This window comes from Nonomuraea sp. KM90 (assembly GCF_052246675.1).
GTDB lineage: Bacteria > Actinomycetota > Actinomycetes > Streptosporangiales > Streptosporangiaceae > Nonomuraea.
In genome coordinates this window covers 1-12,387 of sequence record NZ_JBQQCB010000004.1, presented here as the reverse complement: position 1 = coordinate 12,387, position 12,387 = coordinate 1, and the positions used below count along the sequence as shown (strand labels likewise).

The following is a 12,387-nucleotide window of genomic DNA, read 5'->3' as shown; positions in this document are numbered from 1 at the left end:
CCATTGGACTTGACCCGCCTGACGTGCTGGAACATGCTCCACATGGGTGACACGCTCGTGACGTGCGGGAACGCCAAGCAGGTGGTGGAGGAGTGGACCTGCCTGTTGTGGGGAGGATCCGGAGGAAGTCACTGTTTCCAGTCTTGCATCGATGGGCAAAGTCGCCGGGAATCGTGATTTCGTATAGACACAAGCCAGGCGCGTGGTTGAATGCCGCGCGTCAGGGTCGGACAGTCTGGGGCCACGCTCCAGATTGCCAGGCCCGCAAGAGTAGTTTCGCAGGCGAGGCGCTGGAGGATCTGTGGATCTGAAGTTGGATCACCGCACCGAAGACCGACTCACCATCGTGGAGGTCGAGGGTGAGATCGATGTCTACACGGCGCCGAGATTGCGTGAGCTCCTGATCGACCTGGTCAACAAGGGCAACTTCCACCTTCTCGTCAACATGGAGAAGGTCGACTTCCTCGACTCGACGGGCCTCGGCGTGCTGGTCGGCGGGCTCAAGCGGGTTCGCGCGCACGACGGCTCCCTCGAGCTGGTCTGCACGCAGGAGCGCATCCTCAAGATCTTCCGGATCACCGGTCTGACCAAGGTCTTCGGGATCTACGCTTCGGTCGACGAGGCCAAGGAAGCTCACGGCAAAGACAAGTAGCATGGCTACCGTCGAGCTGACGTTCAGCGCTCTCCCCGCGCACGTGCGAACCGCACGGCTGGTGGCGACAGCGATCGCTCGCCGTACCGGCGTGGAGGAGTCCCTGCTGGACGAGGTCAGGCTCGCCGTGGGTGAGGCGTGCTCCCGGGCAGTAGAGGCGCATCGCGTGCACTGTCCGGGCGAGCCCATCCGCATCGAGCTGCGTGACGATTCCGGGCGTTTCGAAGTCACGGTCAGCGATCAGGCCCCCAGCGAAGAGATCAAGCAGGAACAACCCCTCGACCTGGGTATGCTCTCTGACTCCTTCATGTCCAACTTCGGCATCGCGGTCATCGAGGGACTGGCCGATGACGTCGAGGTGTTTCCCAGCCCCAAGGGGACGAACATCCGCATGAGCTGGCCCGCGGCGGTCGGCGTCTGACGACTTCTTCTCCTCTCGTGTCTTGACGAGCGACCCGGGGATCGAGTGCTGCGGAGTGTTCGTGGGCGTCTGACAGCCCCTGACAGCCCCTGACAGCGTGGGTGCGACTGACGCACGGAACGGGCGCTGCCGTGGCGGTTCCTGAGCGTGGGGCCTCGGGCCGTGGGGCCTCTGGGCGTGAGGGCCTCGGGCCGTGGCGGCCCCTGGGCGTGGCGGCATCGGGTCGTGGGGGCTCTGGGCGTGGCGGTGGTGGTTGCCGCCTGGGCTGATGGAGCCGCCTGGCTCACGGGCCCTGATGGCGGGCTTCACCACGACCTGGTGGCCGGTCCGCCGCCGTCGTGACGGCGATCTGGCTGGTCCTGTGGATCGAGCCGGGTCGCGCCGGTATTCGGACGTGTCCCGGCGACAGCCCTGCCTGCCGGTACGATGCGCCGCATCGCCGCGCGATCCGTCCGGGCGCCCGGTGCCGGCCCGTGGTGGTCCGCCTGTCCGGGCTCTCGTGGTCGGCGACTCCCGTGGTCGGTCATGAACGAGGGCCGTGAAGGTGCCGCTGCCTGCCGGGCGGCTTCGCGGTGTCGGGCCTGATCCGGGCGCGTGGACGCCCGGGCGTCGCACCCAGGAAGACCGTTCCGCGGATCAAGTTCGGCGGCGGGAAAGCGGTTGCCGCCAAAGGGCTGAGATCCACGGCGCCGAGGGCAGCTGTCCGCGCCGAAGATCCACCGCCAACCCGGGTTTCGGTCCGACCGATATAGCGCCTTGCCTCGACCGTAAACCCAGGGAAATTTCGCTTGTCAGACCCCAAACCGGGGCACTGGCAGGGGATTACTAGACACTCGCACAATTAGCGACCGCGAGAGCCTTCATATCCGCGGAGTGCCTGCGTAGACTCCCGGCACCGGCCAAGGTGATCCGGCGGAATGCGGATTCAACCGGAAGCGGCACCCACAACCCGGATGGTGCCGCAACACCCGCCGAGGCAAACTGCAGCACCGCCCGGGCAGGACGACCGGTCTTGCCGAGGAGAACGATGAGCAGGCACATGCTGGCAGCGGAGCCAGCGTCCAATCTGGCCCTGAGCGGAAACAATCTCACCATCGTGGTCGTGGTCGCCGCGGTCGCACTTATCGCGCTAGCCGTCGCCGGCGGACTGGTACGCGAGGTGCTGTCCGCCGGCCAGGGCACCGAACGAATGCAGAACATCGCGCGCGCCGTACAAGAAGGCGCCGCGGCTTATCTCACGCGCCAGTTCCGCACGTTGGCGATCTTCGTCGTCGTGATTCCCTTCCTGTTGCTCCTGCTACCCGGAGAATGGGACGAACGCATCGGACGTTCGATCTTCTTCGTGGTCGGGGCGGTTTTCTCCGCGCTGACCGGGTTCATAGGCATGTGGCTGGCCGTGCGCGGGAACGTCCGCGTCGCCGCCGCGGCCAAGGAGTCCGGCGAGAAGCGCGCCATGCGCATCGCGTTCCGTACCGGCGGTGTGGCCGGGATGTTCACCGTGGGCCTCGGCCTGTTCGGGGCGGCCGTGGTGGTGTTCATCTACCAGGGTGACGCGCCCGCCGTGCTCGAAGGGTTCGGGTTCGGGGCGGCGCTGCTGGCGATGTTCATGCGAGTCGGCGGCGGCATCTTCACCAAGGCGGCCGACGTCGGCGCCGACCTGGTCGGCAAGGTCGAGCAGGGCATCCCGGAGGACGACCCGCGCAACGCCGCCACCATCGCCGACAACGTGGGCGACAACGTCGGTGACTGCGCCGGCATGGCGGCCGACCTGTTCGAGTCGTACGCGGTCATGCTGGTCGCCAGCCTCATCCTGGGCCGGGTGGCCTTCGGCCAGGAGGGGCTGATCTTCCCCCTCATCGTCCCGATGATCGGTGTCATCACCGCGATCATCGGCATCTTCGTCACCGGGATGCGTGACCGCGACCGCAGCGGCATGGCGGCGATCAACCGCAGCTTCTTCATCTCCGCCGCGATCTCGGCGGTGCTGGTGGCGGTGGCCGCGTTCTGGTACCTGCCCAGCAGCTTCTCCGGCCTGACCGGCGCCACGGTGCAGTCCGACGCCGACCCGAGGCTCATCGCCATCGGCGCGGTGCTGATCGGCCTGGTGCTGGCCAGCGCCATCCAGTTGCTCACCGGCTACTTCACCGAGACCACCCGCCGCCCCGTACGCGAGATCGGCGAGAGCTCGGCCACCGGCCCGGCGACCGTCATCCTGGCGGGCATTGCCGTCGGCCTGGAGTCGGCCGTCTACTCGGCGCTGATCATCGGCGGCGCGGTCTACGGCGCGTTCCTGCTCGGTTTCGGGAACGTGACGCTCGCGCTGTTCGCGGTGGCCCTGGCGGGCACCGGCCTGCTGACCACGGTCGGCGTCATCGTCTCGATGGACACCTTCGGTCCCGTCTCCGACAACGCCCAGGGCATCGCCGAGATGTCGGGCGACGTCGACGGCGAGGGCGCCCGCGTGCTGACCAGCCTCGACGCGGTCGGCAACACCACCAAGGCCATCACCAAGGGCATCGCCATCGCCACGGCCGTGCTGGCGGCGACGGCGCTGTTCGGCGCGTTCCGTACGGCCGTGGAGACCGAGCTGAGCAGGGCCGACGCGGCGATCAAGGGTGCGCTGGGCGAGTTCCAGAACTTCAGCCTCGGCATCGACAACCCCAACGTCCTGGTCGGGCTGATCATCGGCGCCGCGGTCGTGTTCCTGTTCGCGGGGCTGGCGATCTCGGCGGTCGGGCGGGCCGCGATGCGGGTGGTCTTCGAGGTACGCGACCAGTTCCGCAACAACCCGGGCATCATGGACGGCACGGTGAAGCCCGAGTACGGCCGCGTCGTGGACATCTGCACCCGCGACTCGCTCCGCGAGCTGGCCACCCCCGGCCTGCTGGCGGTCATGACGCCGATCGCGGTCGGGTTCGCCCTGGGGTACGCGCCGCTGGGCGCGTTCCTGGCCGGAGCCATCGCCTGCGGCACCCTGATGGCCGTCTTCCTGGCCAACTCCGGCGGCGCCTGGGACAACGCCAAGAAGCTCGTCGAGGACGGGCACCACGGCGGCAAGGGCTCCGAGGCGCACGCGGCCACGGTCATCGGCGACACGGTCGGCGACCCGTTCAAGGACACGGCCGGTCCGGCCATCAACCCGCTGATCAAGGTGATGAACCTGGTGGCGCTGCTGGTGGCGCCCGCGGTGGTCCTGTACGCGGGCAACCCGGCCCTGCGCATCGGCATCACCGTGGTCGCGGTGGGCGTGGTGGTCGGCGCGATCATCGTGTCCAAGCGGCGGTCGGTGACCAGCGAGCCGGCCAGCAACAACAACCGCGAGCACGAGCCCGTCCCGTCGTAACCCGCGGAGTTTCTTCGAGGAGCCCGTTCCCCGGCCGGGGGGCGGGCTCCTTCGCGTCGGAGCCGGCGGAGGGTGGGCGGGAGTGGAACCCGCGCACCTCGGTGGGAAACTGGGCGCGTGAACGATGAGAAGCGGCCCAGCGGCGGAAAGACCCTGGGCCTGATCCTGCTCGGAATGGTCGCCGTCCTGGCCGTGATCGTGGCGCTGTCGGTCTGGGCCTCGAGGACGGGATGAGCTCGTGCGTACCTTGATCGTGCTGCGCCACGCCAAAGCCGCCCAGGTGCCGGGCCTGGCCGACCGGGAGCGGCCCCTGACCGACCGGGGCGAGCGGGACGCCAAGCGGGCGGGTGACGAGATCAGAGCGGCCGGCTTCGACCCGGACGTGGTGCTCTGCTCGCCGGCGCTCAGGACCAGGCGCACCGCCGAGATCGCCTTCCCCGAGACGGAGATCAGCTACGAGCGCGAGATCTACGAGGCGTACCCCGAGGAGCTGCTGGAGCTGGTCCGCCGGTCCGACCCCGGCCTGGGCACCGTCGTGCTGTGCGGGCACAACCCGGGCGTGCACGAGCTGGCCCTGGGGCTGGCCGGGGGCGACTACGGGTTCCGGCCGGGGGCGTTCGCGGTGATCGGCGTGGAGTCGGTCTGGGCGGACCTGTGGCCGGGCGAGGGGCGCCTCGTCAGCCACTGGGACCCCAAGGAACACTAGGTCACCCCGCCGACCTCACTGGGCCGTGAGCACGCTGTCCTCGGCGTCCGCGGCCTCCACCTCGTCCCGCGAGATGCCCAGCAGGTAGAGGATCGAGTCCAGGTACGGCGTGTTGACCGCGGTGTCGGCCGCCTGGCGCACCACGGGCTTGGCGTTGAACGCGATCCCCAGGCCGGCCGCCGCGATCATGTCCAGGTCGTTGGCGCCGTCGCCGATGGCCACCGTCTGGGAGATCGGCAGGCGGGCCTCGCGCGCGAACCTCTCCAGCGCCCGCGCCTTGCCCGGCCGGTCGACGATCTCTCCCACGACCCGGCCGGTCAGCCGGCCGTCGATCACTTCGAGCACGTTGGCGGCGGAGTAGTCGATGCCGAGCTCCTCCACCAGCCCGTCGGTGATCTGCGTGAACCCGCCGCTGACGATGGCGAAGCGGTAGTCGAGCCGCTTGAGCGTGCGCACCAGCGTACGGGCGCCGGGCGTGAGCACGACCTCCTTGCGCACCAGCTCGAACACCTCGGCCGGCAGCCCTTCGAGCAGCGCGACCCTGCGCCGCAGCGACTCGGCGAAGTCCAGCTCGCCGCGCATGGCCTCCTCGGTGACCCGGGCGACCTCTTCCAGGCAGCCCGCGTGCGCCGCCAGCAGCTCGATGACCTCGCCCTGGATGAGGGTGGAGTCGACGTCCATGACGATCAGCCGCTTGGCCCGGCGGGACAGGCCGGTGCGCTGCACGGCCACGTCCACCTCCTGCGCGGCGGCCTCGGCGGCCAGCTCCACGCGCAGCGCGTCGGGGTCGGCGCCGGACACGGACAGCTCGATGCAGGTGACGGGCCACTGGGCGAGGCGTTCGATGCGGTCGATGTTCGCGCCGGCGGCGGCGATGCGGCCGGCGATGCCCGCGATGGCGGCCGGCTGCAGGGTGGCGCCGAGCACGCTGACCGACAGGCGGCCGCGGCGGCGCTGCTCCTTGGCCTGCGATCCGGTGGAGAGCTCCACCTCCATGCCGAGGTCCTCGGCCACTCGCTCGACGGCGGTCCACATGGCGCCGAGGGTGGTCCCGGTGCCGGTCGAGGGCCCGCCCGCGTACGCGACGAGCACGCCGAGCGTGAGACGGCCCCGGATGACGACCTGTTCGATGTCCGCCACTGTCACCGGGAAATTCGACAGAACGGAGAAAAGTCGTGAAGTTACGCCCGGGCGATCAGGGCCGGTCAGTGTGATCAGGAGGGTGCGCTGGTCCACATCCAGCCACGGTACTGCGCCCGGTCCGATGCTCGTGAAGCAGGTTGGGCATTCGGGCGCGGGCGCAGTGTGTCAGGACTAGCGGACGATCTTGGTCTTGACCGTCTTGGCGTAGCCGTGCTCGGGGATGCCGAGGCGGTCGAGCTCTTCCTTGCTCATGTTCTCCATGCCCGTCTGGACGTCGTAGGAGATGATGCCGAGCGTCGCCGTCTGGGTGCCCTTCGCCTTCTTCGTCAGCCTGGTCTCGAAGATCATGGTGACGGATTCGCCCTTCTCCAAGACCTTGTTGGCGAAGCAGTAGAAGGCGCGGCCGTCAAGGAAGCACTCGGTGTCGGCGATGCTCGTGCGGTAGCGGATCTTCTTCAGGTCGACGCCCTTGGGGAACTGGCCACCGAGGAACCAGGCGTCCGCGTAGTGCGGGCCCTCGTTGACGGCGTGGATCGTGTAGTTGATCCGGCCGCCGGCCTTGACCTTCTTGGGGGCCTTCACCGTCACGTCGAAGACGGAGAACGGGTCGTCCTGCACGGCCTTGACGGCCGTGGCGGGAGCGGTCGTGGCGGAGGCCGGAACAGCCGGGAGGAGCAGGGCGCCCGCGACTAAAGCCAGCGAGGCGACCTTGGGAAGGGAGTTGCGCATTCAACGTCTCCGGGATCAAAGGGCACGGGGACGCAACAGAACTAAGCCCCCGTAAATGTCGGCTGTTCCTATCACGAATGCAAAATCTGTGTAAAGCCTATTACTTCAGAATCAGGTGCGTGTCGCCGAACTCGTGCCACAGGTACCCCTCGCGTAGCGCCTCCTCGTACGCGCGGGCCAGCGCCGGTTCGCCCGCGATCGCGGTCAGCATGAGCAGGTGGCTGGAGCGCGGCTCGTGCAGGCCCGTGATCAGCCCCGTGACCGCCCGTACGCCGCTCTCCGGGGTGACGATGTGCCTGGTCCAGCCCCCGGAGGCGGACACCCGCCCGTCGGCGCCGACGGCCGTCTCCAGGGCCCGTACGACGGTCGTCCCCGCCGCCACCACCCGCCCGCCGTTCTCCCTGGCCAGGTTCACCAGCCGCGCGGTGGCCGCCGGCACCTCGTACCGCTCGGGGTAGGGCGGCTCGTCCTTCTCCGGCGAGGCCACCCCCGTGTGCAGCGTGATCGGCGCGATCCCGACGCCCCGCGCCACCAGCGCCGTCACCAGGCCGGCGGTGAACGGCCGGGCGGCGCTCGGCATCTCCGCGCTCCCCGGCACGGTCCCGAACACGGTCTGGTACGCCTCGATCGGCCAGTCCCGCTCCACGTACGAGTAGCGGATCGGCACCCCGTGCACCCGCAGGTACGCCTCCACGTCCCGGTCGAGCGCGGCCCGCCACAGCCTTGGCGTCTCCCGCTCGATCAGCCGCAACGTCGCCCGCCCCGGCATCGGCAGCCACTCGCCCGGCTCGCCCCCGCCGTAGGGCTCGGACGCCTTCGCGGTACGGCGGCGCAGCTCCACCAGCCACGTGCCGTCCGGCCTGGCGGTGGAGAAGTGCACGGCCAGGCGGTCCAGCCGGACGGCCGCGGGCAGGGTCGCCGAGTTGTTCACCACGATCAGGTCTCCCGGGTCCAGCAGCCCCGGCAGGTCGGCGAAGTGGTGATGGGCCGGCTCCTGGTCGCCGCGCGAGACCATCAGGCGGACCGCGTCCCTGGACATGCCCCTCGCCTCGGGCGGTTCGTGGGCCGACAGGCCAGGCGGCAGCTGGAAGTCGAGCGCGGCGGTCATTGCAGGCTCACTCTTCCGCTCGCCGGGCGGGCGCTCACCAGGTCGTACAGCGCGGCGGCCACCTTGGCCGGGTCGGCGGCGGCCGCGGCCTCCTCGGCGCCCACGGCGTCGGCGAGCATGCGGGTGTTCATCTCGCCGGGGTCGACCCACCAGACGCGCAGGGCGGGCTCCTCGGCGGACAGCACGTTGGAGAGCTGTTCGAGCGCGGCCTTGGTGGCGCCGTAGCCGCCCCAGCCCTCGTACGCGCCCGTGGCGGCGTCGGAGGTGATGTTCACGACCGCGCCGCCGGCCGCTCGGAGGGCGGGCAGCGTGGCCTGGACGAGGGCGAGCGGCGCGGTGACGTTGGTCTCCAGCAGCACCCTGAACGCCTCCAGCGGATAGCCCGCCAGCGGCGGCAGCGGCGTCACGCCCAGGTCACTGGCGTTGTTGACCAGCAGGTGCAGCTCGGGTGCCGCTCTGGCCAGCCGTTGCACGTGTTCGGGGTCGGTCACGTCGCCCGCGATCGCGGTGGCGCCCAGCTCGGCGGCGACCCGCTCCAGGTCGGCCGCCCCGCGGGCGGTGAGCACGAGGTTCCAGCCCGCCCCCGCCAGGGACCTCGCCAGGGCGAGGCCGAGTCCGCGGGAGGCGCCGGTGATGAGTGCGGTGTTCGTCATACAGCCGACGGTAGGAACGCGGCGCGCGGCGTACATCGGGCTGAGGGCCCGCCCTCGCCCGGGCACATCGTCCTAGGACCGTGGACCCGGGATCCTGTCGGGCCCGGACCATAGAGTGGGGCCGTGACCTCCGACCGAGACGAGATCCTGCAGGCGGTGAGCTCCGTGGTGCTCGCGGTCACCCGCCATCTGTCGGTCCGCGAGGTGCTCCAGGTCATCGTACGTTCGGCGCAGCGGCTCCTCGACGCCCGCTACGCCGCGCTCGGCGTCCCCGACGAGGACGGGTCGTTCGCCGAGTTCGTCGCCGAGGGCCTCACCGACAAGCAGTGGGACGCGATCGGGCCGCTGCCCAGGCAGCACGGCATGCTCGGCGCGATGCTCCGCGACGGCGCCCCCGCCCGGCTGCCCGACCTGCGCAAGGACCCCAGGTTCGAGTGGTGGCCGAAGGCGCATCCGGTGATGAAGGACTTCCTCGGGGTGCCGATCCGCGACGGCGACCAGGTGCTCGGCATCATCTTCCTGGCCAACAAGCGCACGCCCGGCGGGTTCACCCAGGACGACCAGGAGCTGCTCACGCTGTTCGCCGCCCATGCCGCGATCGCGCTGGCCAACGCCCGGCTCTACGAGCGCGGGCGCGAGCTGGCGATGCTGGAGGAGCGCAACCGGGTGGCCAGGGAGCTGCACGACGCGGTCACGCAGAAGCTGTTCTCGCTGCGGCTCACGGCGCAGGCCGCCGGCGCCATGCTCGACAAGGCCCCCGACAAGGCCGCCGTCGAGATCGAGCGCGTCCAGCGGCTGGCCGGCGAGGCCCTGGCCGAGCTGCGGGCGGTGATCGTCGAGCTGCGCCCGGCGGAGCTCGACCGGCACGGGCTGTCGGAGACGCTGCGCAAGCACGTGCGCATGCTCGACCGGCTCCACCCGTCCCTGGTCACGTTCGAGTGCGCCGAGCTGCCGCCGCTGGACTCGGCGGTCGAGGTGGCGGTGCTGAGGGTGGCCCAGGAGGCGCTGCACAACGCGCTGCGGCACTCCGGCGCCACCAGGGTCGCTGTGCGGCTGTGGTGCGAGGCCGACAGGCTGGCGCTGACCGTGCACGACGACGGGAACGGGTTCGAGCAGGCGGAGTCGCGCGGCCTGGGCCTGGTGTCGATGCGCGACCGGGCCGAGTCGGTGGGGGGCGTCATGACGGTCGACTCGGTTCCCGGCCAGGGGACCACCGTACGCGTGGAGGTGGGCCTGTGATCCGGGTGCTGATCGCCGACGATCACCCGGTCGTGCGGCAGGGGCTGCGGACGTTCCTCGACCTGCAGGACGATATCACGGTCGTCGGCGAGGCGGGCGACGGGGAGCAGGCCGTCGAGCTGGTCGGGGAGCTGGCGCCCGACGTGCTGCTGCTGGACCTGAAGATGCCGGTGCTCGACGGGCTGGGCGCGCTGGAGCGGCTGGCCGGCGGGGCGACCAAGGTGGTGGTGCTGACCTCGGTGAGCGATCCGTCGGACGTCGGCCCGGCGATGCGGGCGGGGGCGGCCGGGTTCCTCTACAAGGACGTCGATCCGCCCGCGCTCGTGCAGGCCGTACGCGCTGTGCACGGCGGGCAGGTGCTGCTGGCCCCGGAGGCGGCGGAGGCGATGCTGGCCACCTCCGCGAACGCCGCCGTCCCCGCGCCGGTGCCGCTGACCGAGCGCGAGCGCGAGGTGCTCGCGCTGATCGCTTCCGGCCGGTCCAACAGGGAGATCGCCAGGAGCCTGGCCGTCGCGGAGAAGACGGTCAAGACCCACGTCTCCAACGTGCTGATGAAGCTGGGCGTGCAGGACCGCACCCAGGCCGCACTGTACGCCGTACGGCACGGCCTGGGCTGATCGGTCAGGTGTCCTTCTTCTTGTTCGATTCCTGGTGGCTGGCGGGCGGGTTGTACTCCTTGACCACGGGCGGCGGCGTCCAGCTCCGGCCGGGGTTGCGCGGCGGGGTGACGATCTGCGTCTTGACCGTCTTGAGCCAGTGATAGCCCTTGATGCCGAGGCGCTCGAGCTCTTCCTCGTCGATGTTCTCCATGCCCTGGTCGACGTCGAACGACATCACGCCGACCTTGGCCGTGGCCGTGCCGGTGGTGCCCTTCTTCAGTGTGAGCTGGAAGTTCAGCCAGTCGGTCTTGCCCTTCTCCAGCCGCAGCGGGCCCCAGCACCAGAACCAGCGGCCCTCCCACGTGCACTTGGTGCCCTTGGGGCCGCCCCAGCGCAGGGTGGGCTCGACGCCCTTGGGCACCTGGCCGCCCATCCAGTAGTAGTCGGCGTAGTGGGGGCCCAGGTTCTTCGCCCGGACGTAATACATGATCTTGCCGCCGCGCTTGGTGCGCTTCGTGTATTTCGGTACCGTGATCTTGAAGTTCGAGAACGGTGCCATCGTGATCCCGGCGGTCGCCGTCGCCTTGCTGGTAGCGCTGGTGCTGGTGGCAGCCGTGGCCGTGGCGCTCGCCTGGGCGGGCACGGTCATGGGCGCGGCGGCCAGTCCACCGGCTAACAACAGGCTGAAACTTCTGCGCATGTGACGGCTCCCCGTACGGTGCTGGAAATCCCCGATCATCTCCATGATTATTGCGTAGGGCAAATTTTTCGCAAAGAGCGATGATCTTTCGTAACTTGGGATGACTTGCGGGTGTTTGTGCGGGTTCATCACGCTTGTGATCGGGGGTCAAGCACAAGGGGGAGGACCAGGTGCCGGACACGCACCCCTTACAAGCCGGTGATCCGGCGACCCTGGGCAACTACCGGTTGCTCGGACGCCTGGGCAAGGGTGCGCAGGGGATCGTCTACAAGGCCGAGTCGCCGGACGGGCGGCTCGTGGCCATCAAGCTGCTCAACACCCGGCTTGACAAGCCCGGCCTGGACTCGGAGCGGTTCATGCGCGAGGTGGCCGCGGCGCGCCGGGTCGCCCAGTTCTGCACCGCCCAGGTGCTCGGGGCGAACATGGACGGCGAGCAGCCGTACATCGTCAGCGAGCTGGTCGACGGGGTGTCGCTGCAGCTGGTGGTGCAGCGGGAGGGGCCGCGGGAGGGCGGATCGCTCTACCGGCTGGCCGTCGGCACGGTGACCGCGCTGGCCGCCATCCACCGCGCGGGCATCGTGCACAGGGACTTCAAACCGAGCAACGTGCTGCTCGGGACCGACGGGCCGCGGGTGATCGACTTCGGCATCGCGCGGGCGCTGGACTCGGCGATGACGATCAGCAGCGGGGTCGTGGGGACGCCGGCGTACATGTCGCCGGAGCAGATCTCCGCCGAGCGGGTGGGGCCGGCCAGCGACATGTTCAGCTGGGCCCTGACCATGATGTACGCCGCCACGGGACGCCCCACGTTCGGCCAGGACAGCCTGCCGGCGGTCATCTACCGGGTGATGAACGAGGAGCCGGACCTGTCCGTGCTGCCGGACGACCTGCGGCCGATCGTCCAGGGGTGCCTGAGCAAGCGGGCCGACGACCGGCCGTCGGCCGCCGAGGTGCTGTTCGCGCTGCTGGAGAACCAGGGGGAGGTGCCAGGGCACGACGACGAGGTGGCGCTGAGCACCGGCTCGCAGGTCGCCGCCGACCACCCCCCGGCACCGCCCACCCCCCAATTCCCCCCACCCGCCGCCTGGCCCACC

At 70.0% G+C, this 12,387-nt stretch carries 12 protein-coding genes; 7 read left to right on the top strand and 5 right to left on the bottom strand.

Annotated features, from left to right (window positions below; translation table 11 throughout):
• Positions 1–301: 301 nt before the first annotated feature.
• From ACTWPW_RS06330 to ACTWPW_RS06315, 4 genes are all read left to right on the top strand, one after another.
• Positions 302–652 (top strand): STAS domain-containing protein, encoded by a 351-nt coding sequence (locus ACTWPW_RS06330; protein WP_043629845.1) that lies wholly within the window; start codon positions 302–304, stop codon positions 650–652.
• A gap of 1 nt (position 653) precedes the next feature.
• Positions 654–1,073 (top strand): ATP-binding protein, encoded by a 420-nt coding sequence (locus ACTWPW_RS06325; RefSeq protein WP_375119361.1) that lies wholly within the window; start codon positions 654–656, stop codon positions 1,071–1,073.
• Between the two features lie 1,027 nt (positions 1,074–2,100).
• Positions 2,101–4,416 carry a sodium-translocating pyrophosphatase gene (locus ACTWPW_RS06320; protein ID WP_364126097.1) on the top strand — a complete coding sequence of 772 codons (2,316 nt, stop codon included), beginning with the start codon at positions 2,101–2,103 and terminating at the stop codon, positions 4,414–4,416.
• A 238-nt stretch (positions 4,417–4,654) separates the two neighbouring features.
• Positions 4,655–5,122, top strand: coding sequence for a SixA phosphatase family protein (locus tag ACTWPW_RS06315; protein WP_443168158.1), 468 nt, complete (start codon positions 4,655–4,657; stop codon positions 5,120–5,122).
• Positions 5,123–5,137: 15 nt separating this feature from the next.
• On the opposite strand, the gene serB is transcribed toward ACTWPW_RS06315, so the two are convergent.
• From serB to ACTWPW_RS06295, 4 genes are all read right to left on the bottom strand, one after another.
• The gene (gene serB / locus ACTWPW_RS06310) at positions 5,138–6,358 is read right to left on the bottom strand and encodes a phosphoserine phosphatase SerB (protein WP_364126102.1); all 1,221 of its coding nucleotides are present in this window, start codon (positions 6,356–6,358) and stop codon (positions 5,138–5,140) included.
• Positions 6,359–6,436: 78 nt separating this feature from the next.
• On the bottom strand, positions 6,437–6,994 hold the full coding sequence (locus ACTWPW_RS06305; RefSeq protein ID WP_375119359.1) for a hypothetical protein: 558 nt from the start codon (positions 6,992–6,994) through the stop codon (positions 6,437–6,439).
• Between the two features lie 100 nt (positions 6,995–7,094).
• A complete protein-coding gene (locus ACTWPW_RS06300) occupies positions 7,095–8,102 on the bottom strand; it encodes an S-adenosylmethionine:tRNA ribosyltransferase-isomerase (RefSeq protein ID WP_375119358.1) in 1,008 nt (335 codons plus the stop codon).
• On the bottom strand, positions 8,099–8,755 hold the full coding sequence (locus ACTWPW_RS06295; RefSeq protein WP_375119357.1) for an SDR family oxidoreductase: 657 nt from the start codon (positions 8,753–8,755) through the stop codon (positions 8,099–8,101). Before ACTWPW_RS06295 ends, ACTWPW_RS06300 begins: the two co-directional genes overlap by 4 nt.
• 123 nt (positions 8,756–8,878) lie before the next feature.
• Here ACTWPW_RS06295 and ACTWPW_RS06290 point away from each other — a divergent pair, with 123 nt between their 5' ends.
• Both ACTWPW_RS06290 and ACTWPW_RS06285 read left to right on the top strand, forming a co-directional pair.
• On the top strand, positions 8,879–9,994 hold the full coding sequence (locus tag ACTWPW_RS06290; protein WP_443168157.1) for a GAF domain-containing sensor histidine kinase: 1,116 nt from the start codon (positions 8,879–8,881) through the stop codon (positions 9,992–9,994).
• Positions 9,991–10,611 (top strand): response regulator, encoded by a 621-nt coding sequence (locus ACTWPW_RS06285; protein ID WP_375119355.1) that lies wholly within the window; start codon positions 9,991–9,993, stop codon positions 10,609–10,611. Before ACTWPW_RS06290 ends, ACTWPW_RS06285 begins: the two co-directional genes overlap by 4 nt.
• A gap of 4 nt (positions 10,612–10,615) precedes the next feature.
• Here the strand turns inward: ACTWPW_RS06285 and ACTWPW_RS06280 are convergent, their stop codons facing one another.
• Positions 10,616–11,293 (bottom strand): hypothetical protein, encoded by a 678-nt coding sequence (locus ACTWPW_RS06280; protein ID WP_375119354.1) that lies wholly within the window; start codon positions 11,291–11,293, stop codon positions 10,616–10,618.
• Between the two features lie 170 nt (positions 11,294–11,463).
• Here ACTWPW_RS06280 and ACTWPW_RS06275 point away from each other — a divergent pair.
• The coding region (locus tag ACTWPW_RS06275; protein ID WP_443168156.1) for a serine/threonine-protein kinase at positions 11,464–12,387 on the top strand (924 nt) is incomplete at its 3' end.

Excerpts from the sequence above, each read along its gene's own strand:
- ACTWPW_RS06295 (WP_375119357.1), bottom strand. The coding sequence starts at position 8,755 with ATGACGAACACCGCACTCATCACCGGCGCCTCCCGCGGACTCGGCCTC.
- ACTWPW_RS06325 (WP_375119361.1), top strand. The coding sequence starts at position 654 with ATGGCTACCGTCGAGCTGACGTTCAGCGCTCTCCCCGCGCACGTGCGA.
- ACTWPW_RS06305 (WP_375119359.1), bottom strand. The coding sequence starts at position 6,994 with ATGCGCAACTCCCTTCCCAAGGTCGCCTCGCTGGCTTTAGTCGCGGGC.
- ACTWPW_RS06280 (WP_375119354.1), bottom strand. The coding sequence starts at position 11,293 with ATGCGCAGAAGTTTCAGCCTGTTGTTAGCCGGTGGACTGGCCGCCGCG.
- ACTWPW_RS06320 (WP_364126097.1), top strand. The coding sequence starts at position 2,101 with ATGAGCAGGCACATGCTGGCAGCGGAGCCAGCGTCCAATCTGGCCCTG.
- ACTWPW_RS06300 (WP_375119358.1), bottom strand. The coding sequence starts at position 8,102 with ATGACCGCCGCGCTCGACTTCCAGCTGCCGCCTGGCCTGTCGGCCCAC.